12 protein-coding genes are annotated in these 18514 nt (G+C 64.5%); 11 read left to right on the forward strand and 1 reads right to left on the reverse strand.

Going from position 1 to position 18514, the window contains the following annotated elements:
• The first annotated feature begins 2 nt into the window (after positions 1 to 2).
• Complete coding sequence (locus AAHM38_RS16680; RefSeq protein ID WP_116575391.1) at positions 3 to 578, forward strand: MerR family transcriptional regulator; 576 nt, start codon at positions 3 to 5, stop codon at positions 576 to 578.
• Positions 481 to 951 (forward strand): carboxymuconolactone decarboxylase family protein, encoded by a 471-nt coding sequence (locus AAHM38_RS16685; protein ID WP_049779103.1) that lies wholly within the window; start codon positions 481 to 483, stop codon positions 949 to 951. The genes AAHM38_RS16680 and AAHM38_RS16685 overlap by 98 nt, the downstream gene beginning before the upstream one ends.
• Here AAHM38_RS16685 and AAHM38_RS16690 read toward each other — a convergent pair.
• On the reverse strand, positions 891 to 2207 hold the full coding sequence (locus AAHM38_RS16690; protein WP_116575390.1) for a hemolysin family protein: 1317 nt from the start codon (positions 2205 to 2207) through the stop codon (positions 891 to 893). The genes AAHM38_RS16685 and AAHM38_RS16690 overlap by 61 nt on opposite strands.
• 484 nt (positions 2208 to 2691) lie before the next feature.
• Here AAHM38_RS16690 and AAHM38_RS16695 point away from each other — a divergent pair, with 484 nt between their 5' ends.
• The 9 genes from AAHM38_RS16695 (at position 2692) to AAHM38_RS16735 (ending at position 18476) form a co-directional block, all read left to right on the forward strand.
• Positions 2692 to 5529 carry a bifunctional glycoside hydrolase 114/ polysaccharide deacetylase family protein gene (locus AAHM38_RS16695; protein ID WP_116575389.1) on the forward strand — a complete coding sequence of 946 codons (2838 nt, stop codon included), beginning with the start codon at positions 2692 to 2694 and terminating at the stop codon, positions 5527 to 5529.
• The gene (locus AAHM38_RS16700; RefSeq protein ID WP_116575388.1) at positions 5516 to 9547 is read left to right on the forward strand and encodes a tetratricopeptide repeat protein; all 4032 of its coding nucleotides are present in this window, start codon (positions 5516 to 5518) and stop codon (positions 9545 to 9547) included. The genes AAHM38_RS16695 and AAHM38_RS16700 overlap by 14 nt, the downstream gene beginning before the upstream one ends.
• Before the next feature lie 69 nt (positions 9548 to 9616).
• Positions 9617 to 10177 carry a hypothetical protein gene (locus tag AAHM38_RS16705; RefSeq protein WP_012762470.1) on the forward strand — a complete coding sequence of 187 codons (561 nt, stop codon included), beginning with the start codon at positions 9617 to 9619 and terminating at the stop codon, positions 10175 to 10177.
• Positions 10177 to 11640 (forward strand): PelD GGDEF domain-containing protein, encoded by a 1464-nt coding sequence (locus AAHM38_RS16710; RefSeq protein ID WP_037028331.1) that lies wholly within the window; start codon positions 10177 to 10179, stop codon positions 11638 to 11640. The genes AAHM38_RS16705 and AAHM38_RS16710 overlap by 1 nt, the downstream gene beginning before the upstream one ends.
• Before the next feature lie 26 nt (positions 11641 to 11666).
• The gene (locus AAHM38_RS16715; RefSeq protein WP_012762469.1) at positions 11667 to 12653 is read left to right on the forward strand and encodes a tetratricopeptide repeat protein; all 987 of its coding nucleotides are present in this window, start codon (positions 11667 to 11669) and stop codon (positions 12651 to 12653) included.
• The gene (pelF, locus tag AAHM38_RS16720; RefSeq protein WP_116575387.1) at positions 12650 to 14272 is read left to right on the forward strand and encodes a GT4 family glycosyltransferase PelF; all 1623 of its coding nucleotides are present in this window, start codon (positions 12650 to 12652) and stop codon (positions 14270 to 14272) included. The genes AAHM38_RS16715 and pelF overlap by 4 nt, the downstream gene beginning before the upstream one ends.
• On the forward strand, positions 14272 to 15642 hold the full coding sequence (gene pelG / locus AAHM38_RS16725) for an exopolysaccharide Pel transporter PelG (protein ID WP_012762467.1): 1371 nt from the start codon (positions 14272 to 14274) through the stop codon (positions 15640 to 15642). The genes pelF and pelG overlap by 1 nt, the downstream gene beginning before the upstream one ends.
• 511 nt (positions 15643 to 16153) lie before the next feature.
• A complete protein-coding gene (locus tag AAHM38_RS16730) occupies positions 16154 to 17422 on the forward strand; it encodes a D-amino acid dehydrogenase (protein ID WP_116575386.1) in 1269 nt (422 codons plus the stop codon).
• A 130-nt stretch (positions 17423 to 17552) separates the two neighbouring features.
• A complete protein-coding gene (locus AAHM38_RS16735) occupies positions 17553 to 18476 on the forward strand; it encodes a glutamate/aspartate ABC transporter substrate-binding protein (protein ID WP_116575385.1) in 924 nt (307 codons plus the stop codon).
• Positions 18477 to 18514: the final 38 nt, after the last annotated feature.

Genomic DNA, 18514 nt, shown 5'->3' on the forward strand with positions numbered 1-18514 from the left:
TCATGACCACATTCCTGACCATCGCCCAGGTTGCAGAAGCCACCGGCCTGTCGACGCATACGCTGCGCTATTACGAGCGCATCGGCCTGCTCGACAGCGTGCAGCGGCGCGATAACGGCCATCGTGTCTTCCGTGCCGAAGACATGACGTGGCTGGAGTTCCTGCTGCGCCTGCGCGATACCGGCATGCCGATCGCGCAGATGCAGGCGTACGCCGCGCTGCGGCGGCAGGGCGACAGTCTGGACAGTGTGTCGGCGCGCCAACGCCTGCTGGAGTTGCATGCGGCGGCGCTGGAAGCGGAGCTGCGCGCGCGGGCCGAGACGCTGGCCGTGCTGCGCGTCAAACTCGTTGTCTACGACGGCATCCGGGCACGGATTGAAGCCGCGGAAGGCACGGGAGGCGCGGAAGGCGCCAAGGGCTCTGCTTCCTCATCTTCCAAATCGAAGCGCAAGCCAAAACGCCAACCGAACGAGGACGCGCATGACCCCGACCACCCACACCGCACAAGCCGCAAACCACGCCAACCTGCAGGACGATCGCTACGCGCGGGGCTGGCAAAAACTCAAGGAAGTCGATGATGTGGCCGGCGAGCGTGTGGTCGAGGCCTTGGCCGACATTTCGCCCGACCTCGGCCGCTACGTCGTCGAGTTCGGCTTTGGCGACGTCTATAGCCGCCCGGGGCTGACGCTGCGTGAGCGCGAGATCGCCACCATTGCCGCGCTCACGGCGCTGGGCAACGCGGCACCGCAGTTGAAGGTGCACATTGCGGCAGGGCTCAACGTGGGGCTGACACGCCAGGAGATCACCGAGACGATCCTGCAGATGGCGCTATACGCGGGTTTTCCGGCGGCACTCAACGGCATGTTTGCCGCCAAGGAAGTATTTGCCGCTCACGAAGCCGAAGACGTGACCGCTGCCGGCGGGTCGATGCGCCGCGACACCAGCAACTGATCGATCCGGTGGTTGTCGATGTCGAGCACTTCAATATGCAGTGGCCCGATATCGACGGTCTCGCTTTTCTTGGGGATGCGCTTGAGCGCGTAGATGACCAGCCCGGCAAGCGTTTCGACGTGGTGTTCGCCGGGCAGGTCGTCGAGGTCGAAGGCGCGTTTCACGTCGCCCAGCGGCGTGACACCGTCGATCAGGCAGGAGCCGTCATCGCGGCGCACGATCTGCTCGTCTTCGCCCAGGTGCAGGATGTCGCCCATTACCGCGCCGACAATGTCGTCGAGCGTCACCACACCCACCACCAGTCCGTATTCGTTGACCACCGCGCCAAAGCGCTCGTGCATCTCGCGAAAGCGCGTGAGTGCCTGTGACAGGTTGAGCGTGTCCGGCAGTACGAGCAGGTTCTTGTCGTAATGCTTGCTGATGTTGCGGATCACGGCGGAGGACTCTTCCGACAGGATCTGCTGCAGGATGTCCTTGGACGCAATGAAGCCGAGCACCGAGTCGATGTCTTCGCGGCAGACGAGGTATTCCGCGTGCGGCTGCGCGATGATCTTCATCTTGATTGACTCCACCGGCTCGTCCACCGTGAAGTAGATCACCTCGTCGCGCACGGTCATCACAGAGGTGATGGTGCGCGATTCCAGCTCGAACACGTTTTCGATCATCGCCAGCTCGTGCTTGCGCAGCACGCCGGCTTGCGCGCCCGCGCCCACCATGGCGGCGATGTCTTCCGTGGTGATCTGGTCGACGCGGTGCGTCGGTACGCCAAACAGCTTGAGGAACATGTCGGCCGCGCCGTTGAACAGCCATACCACCGGCCGCAACACGCGCAAGCACGACTGCATCGGGCCGATGATCGACATTGCACAGCGCTCGGGGTAAAGCACGGCCAGGCGCTTGGGCAGCAGATCGGCAAATAGAATGAACAGCCCCGTCACGATGACGAAGCCGGCGATGCTGCCGATACGTTCGGCGCGGGCAGCCGGCAGCCAGTCACTCAGCCCCGCGGCCAGCGGCCCCGAGATCTGGCTGTCGCCGATGACACCGGCCAGGATGGCCACCGCGTTTACCCCGATCTGCACCACTGTGAAGAAGTTGCCAGGCATGTCCTTGAGCTGCAGCACGCGCAGGGCGCGGGTGTCGCCGTCGTCGGCCAAGGTTTGCAGACGCGTGCGCCGCGATGCCGTGAGGGCGATTTCGGAAGCGGAAAAAAAGGCGCTGATCAGGATCAGCAGGGCAAGGAGGAGGGCGGACATGATGGCGGGGGCCGTCCGGGCAAGTCGCGTCGTTGCGCAGCGACAACTGCTCGGGCGCGTGAAATGTGGCTTCGGCTGATCATGGTGCAGCCCCAATCGCTTTGTCAAACCACGGCGTGCGCGGGTGATCTCAAACAATTGTTTATGTCCGAGGGGGGTACCCGGTCATCAAAAATGTGGTTTGCCGTGTACCCATGGCATCGGCGATACTTCACCTTCGGACACATTGTCTCGGGATGCCTTGCGGGGCCTGCGTTTGCGGGCGGCAACCGTGAAGAAAAATAGCAGTTCCGAACGGCGGCATCACAGGCGCCGATCTTCAGTGCCGGCGCAGATCGGCCCAATTGATGCACATAGTTGCATAGCGGAGTGCCAGTTCATGTGGGTTCTCAGCCGTTTACAGCGGCGCACCGGGGGGAAACGGGGGAATACGGCAGGGACGATCGCACGGTGGGCTGGGCTTCTTTTGGCCGCCACCGTTTCGATGCCTTGTGTGACGCTTGCTCAACAAGCGCCTGCCACCACCGGCTCCGGGGCGTCAGGGGTAACAGCTTCAGTTTCGGTCAACGCGCCGAACATCGCGTGGTTCTACGGCGACAAACCGCCCGTGGCGCAGTTGCGCGCGTTCGATGCGGTCGTGGTGGAGCCTGACCACGGGTTTGATCCATCGCAGTTCAAGACGCCAAAGACGCAGTGGTACGCCTACGTGAGCGTGGGCGAAGTCACGCCGCAGCGTAGTTGGTACAAGGATCTGCCCAAGACCTGGCTGCTCGGCCGCAACGAGGCGTGGGCGTCGCGCGTGGTGGACCAGACGCAGCCCGAGTGGCCGGCGTTTTATGTCGAACACGTCATCAAGCCGCTGTGGGACAAGGGCTACCGCGGCTTTTTCCTCGATACGCTCGACTCGTATCAGCTGGTGGCCAAGGATGACGCCTCGCGTGCGGCGCAGGAAGCCGGCATGGTGCGGGTCATTCGGGCGATCAAGGCGCGCTATCCGGACGCCAAGCTGATCTTCAACCGCGGGTTTGAGATCCTGCCGCAGGTGCATGACCAAGCGTATGCGGTGGCGTTTGAATCGCTGTATCGAGGCTGGGACCAGGGCGCCAAGCAATACAAGGAAGTGAGCGACGCCGACCGCGCGTGGCTGATGGGCCAGGTCCGCAAGATTCGCGACGAGTACCACCTCCCCGTCATCGCCATCGACTACTGTCCGCCGGCCGACCGGGCCTGTGCGCGCGATACCGCCAAGCGCATCAAGGCGCAGGGCGTGGTGCCGTATGTCACCGATCCGGACTTGTCGACCATTGGTGTAGGGCGCATCGAGGTGTTGCCGCGCAAGGTGTTGATCCTCCAGGATCGTGACCCGCGCACGACCATTGACACCAGCGAGGGCGTGCGCTTCGTGGCCACGCCGCTCAATTTCCTTGGCTACGACGTCGAGTACGCCGACATCAACAAGACGCTGCCCGCTTCTGTACCGCCCGACCGCTACGCCGGCGTGGTGGTGTGGGTGAACACCAGTCCGATCAAGCAGGTGGCGGCGCTGTCGTCTTGGGTACGGCAACGCATTCATGACGGCGTACGTATCGCCTTTCTGAACCAGTTTGGTCTGCCGGTTGACGGCAGCATGGCCGACATGTTCAAGCTGCAGCTTGTGCGTGGCCGTGCCAACGGGCCGCTTTCGGTGGTGTCGCAAGACAGGATGATGGGTTTTGAGATGGCGCCGCAACCGGAGCGCCGTGAAGCCCAGCCGATCAAGGTGAGCGCGAACGGACAGTCGCTGCTGCGGCTGAAGTCGGGCAACTTTGAGTTTGATGCCGCAGCCATTACCGATTGGGGCGGCTATGTACTGAATCCGTACGCGGTGTTCTCGATGGACACCGTTGAGCAGGCGCGCTGGGTGGTCCAGCCGATCGAATTTCTGCGCCGCGCACTTGCGCTGCCTGACATGCCGATCCCCGATGTGACCTCTGAAAACGGCCGCCGGCTCATGCTCGTGCACGTGGACGGCGACGGCTTTGCCTCGCGCGCCGAGTTTCCAGGCCCCGAGTATTCCGGCGAAGTGCTCCTGCAGGACGTCTGGGAGAAGTACCGCATCCCGACAACGCTCTCGGTGATCGAGGGCGAGGTCGGCGCAAGCGGCCTCTACCCGAAGCTGACGCCGCGCCTGGAAGCAATTGCGCGTCAGATGTTTGCGTTGCCGTACGTCGAACTGGGCACGCATACCTATTCGCACCCGTTTGATTGGAGCCGCACGGTGCCCGGCGCTGCGGGAGACCGCGCGAAGGAAGGGCCCGGTGCGGACAAGGGGGGCGGGGACACTGCATTCGCGCTGTCCATCCCGGGATACAAGTTCAGTCTCGACCGCGAGATCTCGGGCTCCATCAACTACATCAACGAGCGCCTGGCACCGCCCGGCAAGCGCGTCAAGATCCTGCAATGGTCAGGCGACTGCCAGCCGCCGGAGATTGCCGTGCGCATGACGTGGGATGCAGGCGTGCTCAACCTGAACGGCGGCGATACCACCATCACGCGCAGCTCGCCATCATGGACGGAGATTGCGCCGCTCGGCATCGACAAGGGGCCCGGGGCTTACCAGGTATTCGCGCCAAACCAGAACGAGAACGTCTATACCAATGACTGGACTGGGCCGTTCTATGGTTTTGATCGGCTGATTGAAACGCTGCAATTGACCGACACGCCGTATCGTTTCAAGCCAATCAACATCTATTACCACATGTATTCGGGCACCAAGCTTGCTTCGCTCAAGGCCTTGAAGAAGGTCTATGACTACGCGCTAGCGCAGCCCGTGTTCCCGATCTATTCGACCGAGTACGTGGCGAAGGTGCTGGACTTCCGCAGCATGGCCATCGCCCGGGAAGTCGGGGATGACAATACCTGGGTGGTGCGTGGTGATGGCGACCTGCGCGAACTGCGCTGGATGGCCCGCGGTACGCCGCGCATGGCGGATGCGCGGGGGGTGGTCGGGTATGACAAGGCGGCGGGCGGTATCTATATCCATCTCGATGATGGAGCCGCACGCTTTACGCTCGCACCTGAAGCAGAATCGGCGAAGCCCGCATACATTGCGGAAGCCGCAGCCTTCGTGCGCAACTTCGCACGAAACGGAAATGCGTTGAGTTTCGAGGCCGGTGGCTACTACAAGCCGTTTGTTCGTCTGGCCAACGCGGGAGCCTGCCGCGTGAAGGTCAATGGCAACCCGGCGGGCACCGCCCGCGCACAAGACAACACCGTACGCGTTGATCTGACAGGAGCTGCAGCGCAAACCGTGACCTACCAACGTATCGATGTGGTCTGCTGACCTGACTCCGCGTGAACGGCTGCTGCCAGCCTGGCTGATCGGTACCCTGGGTGCACTGATCGGGCTTGCGCTCGCCTTGATGTTCCCCCGCGAGCGCCTTGAGGCGCGCTTGCTGGAGGGCGGCAAGGTCGATGCGCTGTCGGTGGCCTACCTGGAAGCCTGGCTGCGCGTGCGTCCGAACGATGGCGAGTTCCTGAGCGTGCTGGCCGCACAGTACGTTCGCACCGGCCGCTTGCCGGAAGCCGAAGCCATGGTTGCTCGCATGCGTGCGCTGCACGACAAGACGCTCGACCGTGAAGCGCTGCTGCTTGACATCGCGATCCGAGAGCAACGCGCATACGCGCTGCAACCGAACGATCCCCAACGCGCCGCCATGCTGCTTGACCTGCGTGGCCTGCTCAAGCAGGCGCTGGACTATCGCTGGACCGCGGCCGAACTGGAGATGCTCGCCGCCAAGTCGCGTGGCTTGGACCAGGGCGCGATTGCTGTCCAGTTCTATCAACGCCTGGCTAAACAGGACGTGGCGCGTGCCGCGCAATGGCAGGCGCGTACTGCCGAGATCGCACTGGGCGTGGGCGAATACCGCGCCGCTGCGGCTGCCAACTTTGCCGCGCAGGCCACAGCCACCTCGCTCGACGAACAGCGCCGCTACTTCATCGCAGGGTTGAAGGCATTGCAGTCCGGCAACCTGCTTGACGATGCCATGACGGAAGCGCAGCGCCGCGTTGGCCCGCTGATCGACGATACCGAAACGCTGCGCTTTCTCACGCGCCTGGCGATGGCATGCAATCGGCCGGATCTGGCAGACCAATACGCGCGCCGCCTGCTGCGGCTGTCCAGGTATCAGGCGCAGGAGCGTGTTGCCTTGGCCTCCGGCGTCGGCCGGCATGACTGGGCATTCGCCGGCCGGCCTGAGCCGTTGCCAAGTCCGGCAGACCTGGTGTTCATGGACGGCCCGGAAGGTCTGGCGCGTCGCCAGCGCTACGCTGCGCGCATTCGCCCGGTGGCTGATAAACAGGACAAGGCTGGCGATGCTGCTTCGTCTGCGCAGCCATCTGGCGCACAGGCGATCGCACGTGGGATTGCGCCATTCAATGCGGAAGATTACGACCTCGCATTCCAGGTTTTCATGGGCAGCGGCAATCTGAACGACGCCATGCGCGTGGCCGAGGCCGCTGTGCGTCAACGCCCCGATCTGAAAATCTGGACCGAACGTGCCGCGCAAGTGGCTGAGTGGAACCGGCAACCGATGGCGGCGCTGAACTACTGGCTGGCGTATGCGCAGTCCACTGGGGATGATGCCGCCTGGCACCATGTGTTGCGTCTGGCGCCCGCGCTCAATGAAGACCACGCCTATCTGGCAGCGTTGCGCTACCAGGCAAGCCGCAACCCGGGCGACATGAAGCTGCTCGACCAGGTTATCGCGGCATACGAGCGCCTGGGCGAACCCGTGCAAGGGCTGGCGTATCTGAACAGCATCGCGCACGGGCCGCATCGGCAAGTGGTGCTGGAGCGCTATGCCAATCTGGCCGAGCGCGCCGGCAAAGATGATCAGGCCTACGACACCTACGCCCGTCTGCAGAAGGAGTTCGGCCCCAACCCGCAGTACGCGCTCAAGCTGGCGAACATCCTGTACGTGCGCGGGCAGTTCGCGCAGGCGCTCTCTGCCATGGAGGTCGCCAGCAAAGTGGCGTCGCCCACCGACGACCTTTACTGGCGGACCTTCGCCCAGCTCGCGCGCCTGAACCAGCGTGACGATCTGTCGCGTGAGGCGTATCGACAGTTGTTGATCGGCGGCAGGGCCGAGCCAGACGATCTGACAACGATGATCGACTTCTACGACGCCAGCCCCATCGATGCTGGCCGCCTGGCTGAACTCGCTTTCCGAAAAGACGGCACGATGGTCCACCTGCAGCAGGCCATCTACTACTACACGCGAGCGCGCGCCTTCCGACGCATCGACGGTTTGCTGGCCTCGCTCACGCCAGAACAACGCAAAGCGGCCGAGCAATCTGCCGGCGTGTTGGGCGCCCGCGCCGAGTATTTCCGCCAGAGCGGCCAGTGGGATGCCGCCATGCGTGACCTGCGGCGCGCTGTCTCGCTGCCTGATGCGGGCAGCGATGTGAAGGCCGCCTTCCTGTGGGGCCTGCTGGATTCCGGGCAGAACGCCGAGCTGAAACGCGCATTGGCGCTTTGGCGTGGCGAGGCCGAAAACGATTCCGCATATTGGGGAGCCTACGCTGCCGCCGGCCTGCAGCTGTTCGACGCCAACCTGGCGCTGCGCTTCCTGGGCCGCCAGAGCAAGTCGATGCAGACCGATCCGCTCTGGCTGCTGGCCTATGCCGACGCTCGCGAAATGGCCGGTCAGGCCGATGCTGCCTGGGCGCTGCGCCGCGAGGCGTGGTGGCTGCTGTGGCGTGCGGAAGATTCGACAGGTAGCGGCAAGACCAAGCTGCCAACGGGCCGCCGCGCAGGCACACGCGTCGCGGTGGGCGATGCCGATGCGGCACCGCTGGAAGAAGATGCCCGTGCGGAATTGCGTGCCCGGCGCGTCTCACTGGCTCAAACCTTTGGCTCTGGCGACCTGTCGCAGCGTCTGCTGATCGAATTGCTGCGCGATGATCGCCGCGCGACGAAGCTGGCCCGCGAAGGTGGCCGCTCGGCGATCGATAAGTCCGAGTTGGGCGATATCGATACGTTGCCGCCCGAGCCGCCGCAGCTTCCCACCGACAAGCGCAAGAACGCCCGCGTGAGCGACCAGCTTGTCTCTGCCGTGGCCAAGGAAGCGGCGCTGGGCTGGGCGCTGTCTCAGGAGGCGAACGATCTGGCGCGCGCGTGGCTGCTGCAGCAGTACACGCGCCGCATGACGCGCCCGGCCTATGCCGAGATTTCCATCGCCCTGGCCGAGCGCGATCTGCAGACGCTCAACCGCTTGCTGGACGACACGCCTGACCGTATTCCGCTCTACAACCGCATCGATGCGAATGTGATGACGGACCGCCTCGGCGAGGCGCAGCGGTTGTCGTTTGAAGGGCTGAGCACCGCGCCCGATGACGAGCAGCTGCACGAACGTGTGCAGGAGACGCTGCTGACCAATGCACAGGCGTTGGAGCCACGCGAGACGTGGTTCAAGCAGGCGCCCCTCACGTACTTCGAGACCAGCGCCGCCGCTGGCATCCGCCTGACCGATCACTACAGCATGCTCGTGCGCGCCACCCAACGGAACCAGCGCTCGACCGACGACACGCAGTTGACCGGCGTGCCTGCGCAGGACCGGCAGGTGGATTGGATCTCGCAGTACCAGACGCAGAACGCGCAGTGGAAGGGCACGGTGGGTTGGCGCCAGGGGCTGGCCTCAATTTACGCGTTCCGGCTGGATGGTCTGCTTGGGCAGGTTGGGCCAGTGGGCACGGAACTGTCGATCGGTCGCAACCAGCCGGCCAATGAAACGCCGCAACTGCGTGTGGGCGGCGTGAAGGATCTTTTTTCGATCGGCAACAATTGGCGGGTGACGCAGAACGAATACGTGCGCGCTCGCGTGGAAGGAAACCGTTTCTACGGGCAGGATCGCTCGTTCCTCGGCAGCGGCATGGTGTTCGATGGCGAAATCGGCCACCGCTTCCGGGTGGAATATCCGGACTACACGGTCCGCGTGGTCGGTACCGTCGCGCGCTACAACGCGACGGGCACGGTCAGCCCCTTGATGGCGCGCCTCCTTCCTTCGGGCGCTGCACTGGACGTCGACCAGATCATGCCGCGTTCGTTCAACCAGTTTGGCATGCTGTTTGGCTTCGGCACGGATTATCTGGACCGCTATACGCGCGCCTGGCGGCCCTTCATGGATGCAGGCATGCTGCATGACAACCGCGAAGGGTGGGGTGTGCAGGCCCAGCTTGGCGTGGCCGGCAGCGTATTCGGCAACGACCACCTGGCGCTGTACATCGAACACCAGTCGATTACGCGCGCGGGTACATCGCCGCTGACGGAGATCGGTCTGCGCTACCGCTGGCTTTACTGACAAGCAAGAACAATGCAACGGGGAAAGAACGACATGAAGCACACAACGGAAGACTCCAGGGAGAACGCGATGACACCCTTGATCAACACGATGAAAGCTGGCCGCCGGCGCTGGCTGGCGCTGGCAGCGGGCGTTGGTGCGGCGCTGGCGTTGTCTGCCTGCGCGGTGGTCGACAGCGCGCGTGCGCCGGCAACCAGTGCGTCGGATGCGTGGGTCGTGCTGCCCATCGTCAACTACACCGAAACGCCGCAGGCGGGCCTGCGTGCCGAGACGATCGCGGCCAGCATCCTCAAGGCGCGCGGCTTCTCCAACCTGAAGCAATATCCGGCCAACCTGAACAGCGAATCGCTGTTCGAGCCCGCCGAGCGCGAGGCCGTATCGCGCGCGCTGGATTGGGCGCGCGGCGAGAAAGCCCGCTACGCGCTGACCGGCGCCGTGGACGAGTGGCGCTACAAGGTCGGCGTGGATGGCGAGCCCGCGGTGGGCATCACGCTGCAAGTGATTGACGTGCAGTCCGGCAACGTGATCTGGAGCGCAGCGGGCAGCCGCACCGGCTGGAGCCGCGATGCCGTGTCGGCGGTGGCGCAGAAGCTGCTGCGCGAGCTGCTCTCGCCGCTGGGCCGGGGCTGATGAAGACCGAGTCGGCAAGTTCTGCGCAGTCGGCCGGCCGCCCCGGCGCCGATGCGCGCGCCCAGGGCGGGCGGAATGAGCGCCGGCGCAACGCGCAGGGCATTGGCGCCTCGACCTGGTACGGGCGCCTGATTGCTCCCGCTGTGTCGAGCCCGAGCGCCGTGCTCGAAACGCTGGGTGCTGCGGTGGCGGCCATCGGCATCGTGTGGCTGTTCGTGCCCGACAACCCGCTGCTGCTCGGCTACGGTTTTCCGTGGATGTGGCTGGTGCCGCTCATCCTGGCGCTGCGCTACGGCACGCTGCTCGGCGCACTTGCCGCGCTGGTCGTGCTGGGCGCCTGGGCCGTGTTCTACGGACAGACGGCCGCTGCCGCCAGCTTCCCGCGCATGTACTTTCTGGGCGGCCTGATGCTCGTGTTGATTGGGGGGCAGTACGGCGACATCTGGGGCGCGCGGTTGTCACGCGCCCGCACCGTCAATGGCTACCTGAACGACCGGTTGGCCGCGCTCACCAAAAACCACTTCCTGCTGCGCCTGTCGCACGAGCGCCTGGAGAACGACCTGCTGGCCAAGCCCACCACGCTGCGCGACACGCTTACGCAGCTGCGCAATATCGCGCTGGCCGCACGGGAGCACAGCAGCGCCGAGAACGCGCCTGACGTGGCGCAATTGCCCGGTGCCGAGCCGTTCCTGCAATGGACGGCGCAGGCCTGCCAGCTTGAAGTGGCCGCCATGGTGCGTGTGACAGGCAACCGCATCGATACCGAACCGGTGGCCCGCGTGGGCGCGCCGTTCGACATCGTTGCCGATGATCCGTTGATCCGCCATTGCATCGACACCCACACGCTGGGCCACCCGCAGGCGCCCGAGCTGCGCACGGAAGACAGCTCGCGCTACGTGGCGTGCGCGCCCGTGCTGTCGGGGGCGGACGAGTTGATCGGGCTGGTGGTCGTACACCAGATGCCGTTCCTCTCGCTGTCGTTCGAGAACCTGCAGTTCCTGCTCGTGCTGCTCGGCTACTACGCCGACGGCGTGCGCCACCTCACCGTCAGCTCGGAGATCCTCGATCTCGTGCCCGACGCGCCGTACGAGTTCGCGCTCGACCTCGGCCGGCTGGCGCGTCTGCATCGCGACACGGGTATCGACTCGTCGGTGGTGGCGCTCATCTTTGACAAGGACGAGGCCAGCGATGCGTTGTTCGAGAGCGTGGTGCGCAGCCGCCGCGCGCTGGATGTGGTGTGGCAGGCCAGCGGCAAGAGCCGCCGCGCCATCATCACGCTGATGCCGCTGTCGGGCGCCGGCGCCGTGTCGGCCTATCTGGTGCGCATTGAAGACAGCCTGCGCGCGCAGTTCGGCGTCGATTTCGAGGGCGGGCACATCACCGTGCAGACGCTGCACGTGACGGGCGAGCACCCCGGCGAGGCGCTGCAGCGCTTCCTCACGCGCTGTCATCTCGATGCATAGGGGCGCAAAGGCCATGCGGATCGATCATGTTTAAGCTCACGCTCGGCGGCATCTCGGCCCAGATTGCGGCAGTGGTGATGGCACTGCACGCCGGCAACAGCCTGGCGCTGCTGCTGTCGTGCCTGATGTTGCAGGGCACCGCCGCGGCGCTGATCGGCTTGGCTGCGTGGCGCTTGCTGCCGCGCCGTTATCGCGTGCCCTTTGTATGGACGTACGGCTACCTGACCGCGCTGTGCTTTTTCGTGCCGGTGGCGGGGTGCCTGCTGGTGCTCGGCAGCTTGCTGCTGGGTAAGCTCTTTCCCAAGCCCGAAGACGACAAGGACATCGCCGAGGTTGGCCTGCCGGTGTTCGTGGCGCACTTGATCTCGCGCGTGACGCACGGCGGCGGGGCGCGGCTGCGCGCGCAGCTCAGCAACGAGCGCGCCCCGGTGCAGAGCCGCATGACCGCGCTGGTGGCCATGCAGTCCATGCCCACGCGTACGGCCAGCCCCGTGCTGCGCGACCTGCTGGCTGATCCGGTGGACGACATCCGCCTGCTGGCCTACGGCATGCTCGACAACGCCGAAAAGGTGCTCACGCAAAAGATCCTGGCCGAGCTGCCGCGCCTGGAAGAAGCCACCACGCCCGAGGCCCGCTACGACATCAACAAGCGCCTGGCCGACCTGTACTGGGAACTGATCTACCAGAACCTGGTGCAGGGCGACGTGTACCGCTACACCGCCGAACAGGTCGAACGCTATGCCAGCGCGGCGCTCGACATCCAGCCCGACAACGCCGCGCTGTGGTACATGCGTGGCCGCCTTGCCCTGTCGCGCCGCGAGCCCGATGTGGCCGAATCTCACCTGCGCCGCGCTGAATCCCTCGGCTTCCCGCGTGACCGCCTGCTGCCGCCGCTGGCCGAAGCCTGCTACCTGCGCCGCGACTATGCCGGCGCCCGTGCGGCGCTGGCGCAGTTCTCCAGCCGGTCTCCGCTGCCGTTGCTGCGGCCGCTGTTGCGCTACTGGACATCATGAGCAACGACCAATTTCCGCGCGCCCAGTCTGCCGACGTCGCGCTGCTGCTTGAAGGGACCTTTCCCTATGTGAGCGGCGGGGTGTCGAGCTGGGTCAACCAGATGATCCGGGCGTTTCCGGATATCCGCTTTGCCGTCGTCTTCATCGGCAGCCGCCGGGAGGATTACGGCAAGCCCGTCTACGCCATTCCCGACAACGTGGTGCACCTGGAGTGCCACTACCTGTACGACTTTCCGCCGCCGCCGCTGGTGCAGGCCAGTGGTGGCGATGCCGCCGCGTTCGAGCGCTCGCGCAAGCTGCACGACGCGTTGCGCAATCCGGCAAACAAGGCAGAGACGGCCGAGTTGATCCGCGCGTCGATTGCCGACCTGCGCGACGATGGCCCGCTGGCCGAGGAGCAGTTCCTCTACAGCCACCGCGCGTGGGACATGATGACGGACTACTACCGGCGTTACTGCACCGACCCGTCGTTCACCGATTACTTCTGGACCGTGCGCATCATGCACAAGCCGTTGTGGCAGCTTGTGCGCATTGCGGAGAACCTCATCCCGGTGAAGGTGTTCCACACCATTTCGACCGGTTATGCGGGGTTCCTGGGCGCGCTGCTGCGCTACAGGCGCGGGCGGCCGCTGCTGGTATCGGAACACGGCATCTACACCAAGGAACGCAAGATCGACCTGTTCCAGAGCCAGTGGATTCGTGACAACCGCAGCATCTTCGAGAAGGACATCGCGCAGATCAGCTACTTCCGCGATCTGTGGGTGCGCTTTTTCGAGACCATGGGCCGGGTCTGCTACGACGCGGCCGAAGACATCGTCGCGCTGTACGAAGGCAACCGGCAGCGGCAGGTCATTGACGGCGCGCCGGCCGAGAAGACGCGCAGCATCCCGAATGGCATCAACCTGCCGCGCCTGGCCCCGCTGCGCGAGAAGCGGCAGGCCAGCGTGCCGCGCGTGATGTGCCTGATCGGCCGGGTGGTACCCATCAAGGACGTGAAGACCTTCATCCGCGCGATGCTGACCATCACGCGCGAGATGCCCGATGCGGAGGGCTGGATTGCCGGCCCGGAAGACGAAGATCCGGAATACGCGCAGGAATGCCACAGCCTGGCGGAGAGCCTCGGGCTGGGCGACCGCATCAAGTTCCTGGGCTTCCAGAAGATCGACGACATCCTGCCGAAAGTGGGCGTACTGGTGCTGAGTTCCATCAGCGAGGCGCTGCCGTTGGTAGTGCTGGAAGGGTTTGCCGCGGGCGTGCCGTCTGTCACGACGGATGTGGGTTCGTGCCGGCAGCTCCTGTTCGGCCTGGAGGGCGAAGACGCGGCATTGGGCGCGGCCGGTGCCGTGGTGCGCATTGCCGACCCGGCCGCCCTGGCCGCCGAAGTGCTGACGCTGCTGCGTGATGAAACGCGCTGGCATGCAGCACAGGCAGCCGGCATCGCGCGCGTCGAGCGCTACTACACGCAAGAGATGATGGTCGGCAGCTACCGCGAGCTTTATACGCGCCTGCAGACGTTGCCCGATCTGAGTACCGAGCACGGTGCCAATGCTGCCTCTGCCGCTGCGGCAGCCTGCCCGCACCTCGCCCAGCAGAACAAGCCACATGAGGGAGCCCGCTGATGGCCGGCATTGGTTTTGAGCTGCGCAAGATGCTCAAGCGCGACAGCCTGCTCGGGCTGCTGCGCGCCTATACCTACGCCGGCATCATCAGCTCGGGGCCGTGGATTCTCTCCATCGTCGGGATTCTGCTGATCGGTATCCTGAGCCTGCCGTTCGTGGTTCCGGGCTCGCTCATCACGCAGTTCCAGGTGTCGGTCACCTATCTGATTGCGGTCAGCCTGATCCTCACGGGGCCGCTGCAGTTGGCGTTCACGCGCTTTACGTCCGACCGCCTGTTCGAGAAGCGCGACGACCTGATCCTGCCCAACTACCACGCCGTGTCGCTCGTGATGACGCTGGTGGCGGGCGGATTGGGTCTGCTTGTCATCCTCTTTGCGTTCCCGCAGCAGTCGGCCATCTACCGGTTGCTGATGCTGGCCGGTTTCGTGGTCATGGCCAATATCTGGATCGCCGTGATCTTCCTGTCGGGCATGAAGCAGTACAAGGCGATCGTGTGGATCTTCCTGATCGGCTACACGCTCACCGTGCTGTTGGCGCTGCTGTTCAACCGGCTGGGGCTGGAAGGGCTGCTGGCGGGGTTCGTGACGGGGCAGCTTTGCCTGCTGATCGGCATGGCGGCGCTTATCTACCGCAACTTCAGCGGGCGGCGTTTCCTGTCGTTCGAGGTGTTCGACCGGCGATTCGCGTATCCGTCGCTCATGCTGATCGGGCTGCTGTACAACCTCGGCATCTGGCTCGATAAGTTCATGTTCTGGTATGCGCCGGGCACGGGCCAGCAGGTGATCGGCCCGCTGAACGCGTCGGTCATCTACGACATTCCGGTGTTTCTTGCATACCTCGGCATCATTCCCGGCATGGCCGTGTTCCTGGTGCGCATCGAGACGGACTTTGTCGAGTACTACGACGCGTTCTACGATGCCGTGCGCGGCGGCGCATCGCTCGAGCACATCGAAGACATGCGCAACACGATGGTGCAGACCATTCGCGCGGGCCTGTACGAGATCGTGAAGATCCAGGCCATGGCCGCGCTGGTGCTGTTCGCCGTGGGCGCCTCGGTGCTGCGCGCGCTGCAGATTTCCGAGCTGTACCTGCCGCTGCTGTACGTCGACACCATTGCCGCGAGCTTGCAGGTGGTGTTCCTGGGCGTGGTGAACATCTTCTTCTACCTCGACCGGCGCCGCGTGGTGCTGGCACTGACGGCGGCGTTTGTGGCCCTCAACGGCGTGCTGACCTGGATTACGTTGCAGCTCGGCCCGGCCTGGTATGGATACGGATTTGCCGTGTCGCTGCTGCTGGTGGTGATGGCCAGCCTGGTGATCCTCGATCGGAAGCTGGATCGGCTGGAGTACGAGACATTCATGTTGCAGTAAGGCTGGCTGACAGCCTCTGCCGCCGTCTGGAGCCAAGCCAGCGACGCATCAACCCCCGTGCATGACCCTTCAAGTCTCGCGCACCGCGCTCCAAGCGCCAGCCGCGAGGCTTTTTGCTTGGCGACTGCTGCTTTTTGCGGCAACACCATGACGCTTTTTGCCCGGTCATCGGGGCTTGGAGGCCGGCTCCCGGGGCTTCCTGCTCCACGGGTGAGGGTTCGCGCTCGGCACTCGGCGCTTTTTGCTCGAAGATTTTTAGCTCCGATCTCGACGGTCGGAGCTCTAAGCTCGGCGTCCCGAGCTTTTTACTCGACGGTTGGAGCTCTGAGCTGACGTTCTTTGGCAAGACAAAGAAAGTGAGTCGGCCCCGGCAGGGGATGAAACAGGGGATGGACCACCCAGTCCAAAAAAGCCCATAGCTCCACAACATCCCTCCCAACAACTCCGCATTTGCCCAACCCCCGCCGGGCTCCTTAAGCTGCACCGACATTCCAAAATACGCAGCTTCTTCATGCAAATCGCAGTAGTCGGCGCCGGCATCATCGGCATCAGCACGGCCTATGCGCTGGCTCAGGAAGGCCATCAGGTCACCCTGGTCGAGCGCCATCCGGGCCCGGGCGAGGGCACCAGTTACGCCAACGGCGGCCAGTTGAGCTACAGCTATGTGGCGCCGCTGGCCGGCCCCGGCGTGCTTTCGCACGTGCCCGGCTGGTTGCTGCGCGGCGATTCGCCGCTGCGGCTGAAGCCATCGCTGGACCCGGCGTTGCTGCGCTGGGGGCTGCGCTTCATCGCGGCCTGCAATCGTGACCGTGCCGACCGCACCACGCGCGAGCTGCTTGCGCTGTCGTTCTACAGCCGCGCACGCATGGAAGCGTTGCGGGAGGTGTCGCCGGATCTGGCGTTCAGCTTTGCGCGCCGCGGCAAGCTGGTGGTGCATCGCGAGGCTGCGGCGTTTGAATCGGCCCGCGCGCAGGTCGGCTATCAGGCGACGCTCGGCTGCGAGCAGCATGCATTGTCCGCCGACGAAACGGTGGCCCACGAGCCCGCGCTTGCCGGCGTGCGTGACCAGATTGTCGGCGCCATCTATACGCCCGACGAAGACGTGGCCGATTGCCACCAGCTTTGCGTCGGCTTGTTCAACCGGCTGCGCGCGATGCCGAACGTGATGCTGCGCTTCAATACCGGCGTTGACGCGTTGTGGACCGAAGGCCGCCGTGTGCGCGGTCTAGAACTGGCCGATGGCGAGCAGATTGCCGCCGATGCGGTGGTGATGGCAGCGGGCGTGACCAGCGCCAGGCTGCTCAGCCCGTTGCGCATCGACCCCGGGCTCTATCCGCTCAAGGGTTACAGCATCAGCCTGCCGCTGGGGGAGGGCGATGTTGCCCCGGTGATCAGCGTGACGGATGCCGCGCGCAAGATCGTCTACGCCCGCATTGGGCAGACGCTGCGTGTGGCGGGCATGGCGGATCTGGTGGGCTGGTCAACGGCGCTGGATACGCGCCGCGCCCAGACGTTGTATGACGAAACCCGCGCGCTGTTTCCGGGTGCCATGCGCGCCAATGACGCGGGTGCCGATGCGGCGCCGTGGGCTGGCATGCGGCCTGCAACGCCAACGGGCGTGCCCGTGATCGGTGCGTCGCCGGTGGAGGGACTGTGGTTGAACGTTGGTCACGGGGCGTTGGGCTTTACGCTGGCGCTCGGCAGCGCAGGCTTGTTGACCGACCTGATTGCCGGCCGCAAGCCCGCGATTTCCCCAGTGCCCTATGCGCTGGCCGCGTGACACAAGAACGAGATACGAGATTCAGAACGAGATTCAAAGACCAAGCGTGCAGGCTTGATGATGTGCCTCTGGCCCGCGCCCATTGGTAACCAAAGTAGTCTGGAGCGAACACACCCATAGGAGGGGAAGCATGAAGACCTTGCAATCGACCAAACGGATTCTGTGTGGCCTGACGCTGGCTGCGGCCGGTGCGCTGGCGGCGCTGTCGACCTGTGCGCAGGCGCAGTCAACCGATACGCTGGCCAAGATCAAGCAATCGGGCGTGATCTCGGTGGGCTATCGCGAGTCGTCGATTCCGTTCTCGTACCAGGCTGACGCGAACACCATCACCGGCTATTCGCAAGAAATCTCCAACATGATCGTTGCCGGCGTGGAAAAGGCAGTGGGCAAGAAGCTGCAGGTCAAGCTCACGCCGATCACGTCGCAGAACCGCATTTCGCTGCTGCAGAACGGGACGATCGATTTCGAGTGCGGCTCCACCACCAACAACCTCGAGCGCCAGAAGCAGGTCGCGTTCTCGAACAACATCTTCATCTACGGCATGTTGATGCTGGTGAAGAAGGACTCGGGCATCAAGGACTTTCCCGACCTGAAGGGCAAGACCGTGGTGACCACCGCCGGCACCACCGAAGACCGCATCCTGCAGAAGATGAACGGTGAAGCCAAGGACGCCGACAAGATGAACCTGATCCTCGCCAAGGATCACGGCCAGGCGTTCCTGACGCTGGAATCGGGCCGCGCCGTGGCGTTCGTGATGGACGAACCGCTGCTGTACGGCGAGCGCACCAAGGCCAAGAACCAGGCCGACTGGGTGGTCACCGGCACGCCGCTGCAGACCGAAACCTACGCCTGCATGATGCGCAAGGACGATCCGGCGTTCAAGAAAGTGGCCGACGACGTGATTGCCGATCTGATGAAATCGGGCAAGGCGAACGACTTGTACAAGAAGTGGTTCCTGTCGCCGATTCCGCCGAAGGGCCTGAACCTGAACTACCCGATGACGGCCGGCATGAAGGACTTGTACGCGCACCCGAACGACAAGGCCATTCAGTAAGCCGCGTCGCCGCGCATCAAAAAACAAACGGGGGACTG

Origin of the sequence: Ralstonia sp. OTU4908, assembly GCF_038440115.1 — a bacterium.
Taxonomy (GTDB): Bacteria; Pseudomonadota; Gammaproteobacteria; order Burkholderiales; family Burkholderiaceae; genus Ralstonia; species Ralstonia pickettii.

Bases quoted from the DNA above. Each gene is read 5' to 3' on its own strand.
- AAHM38_RS16680 (WP_116575391.1), top strand. From the start codon at position 3: ATGACCACATTCCTGACCATCGCCCAGGTTGCAGAAGCCACCGGCCTG.
- AAHM38_RS16685 (WP_049779103.1), top strand. From the start codon at position 481: ATGACCCCGACCACCCACACCGCACAAGCCGCAAACCACGCCAACCTG.
- AAHM38_RS16690 (WP_116575390.1), bottom strand. From the start codon at position 2,207: ATGTCCGCCCTCCTCCTTGCCCTGCTGATCCTGATCAGCGCCTTTTTT.
- AAHM38_RS16695 (WP_116575389.1), top strand. From the start codon at position 2,692: ATGCCTTGTGTGACGCTTGCTCAACAAGCGCCTGCCACCACCGGCTCC.
- AAHM38_RS16700 (WP_116575388.1), top strand. From the start codon at position 5,516: ATGTGGTCTGCTGACCTGACTCCGCGTGAACGGCTGCTGCCAGCCTGG.
- AAHM38_RS16705 (WP_012762470.1), top strand. From the start codon at position 9,617: ATGACACCCTTGATCAACACGATGAAAGCTGGCCGCCGGCGCTGGCTG.
- AAHM38_RS16710 (WP_037028331.1), top strand. From the start codon at position 10,177: ATGAAGACCGAGTCGGCAAGTTCTGCGCAGTCGGCCGGCCGCCCCGGC.
- AAHM38_RS16715 (WP_012762469.1), top strand. From the start codon at position 11,667: ATGTTTAAGCTCACGCTCGGCGGCATCTCGGCCCAGATTGCGGCAGTG.
- pelF (WP_116575387.1), top strand. From the start codon at position 12,650: ATGAGCAACGACCAATTTCCGCGCGCCCAGTCTGCCGACGTCGCGCTG.
- pelG (WP_012762467.1), top strand. From the start codon at position 14,272: ATGGCCGGCATTGGTTTTGAGCTGCGCAAGATGCTCAAGCGCGACAGC.
- AAHM38_RS16730 (WP_116575386.1), top strand. From the start codon at position 16,154: ATGCAAATCGCAGTAGTCGGCGCCGGCATCATCGGCATCAGCACGGCC.
- AAHM38_RS16735 (WP_116575385.1), top strand. From the start codon at position 17,553: ATGAAGACCTTGCAATCGACCAAACGGATTCTGTGTGGCCTGACGCTG.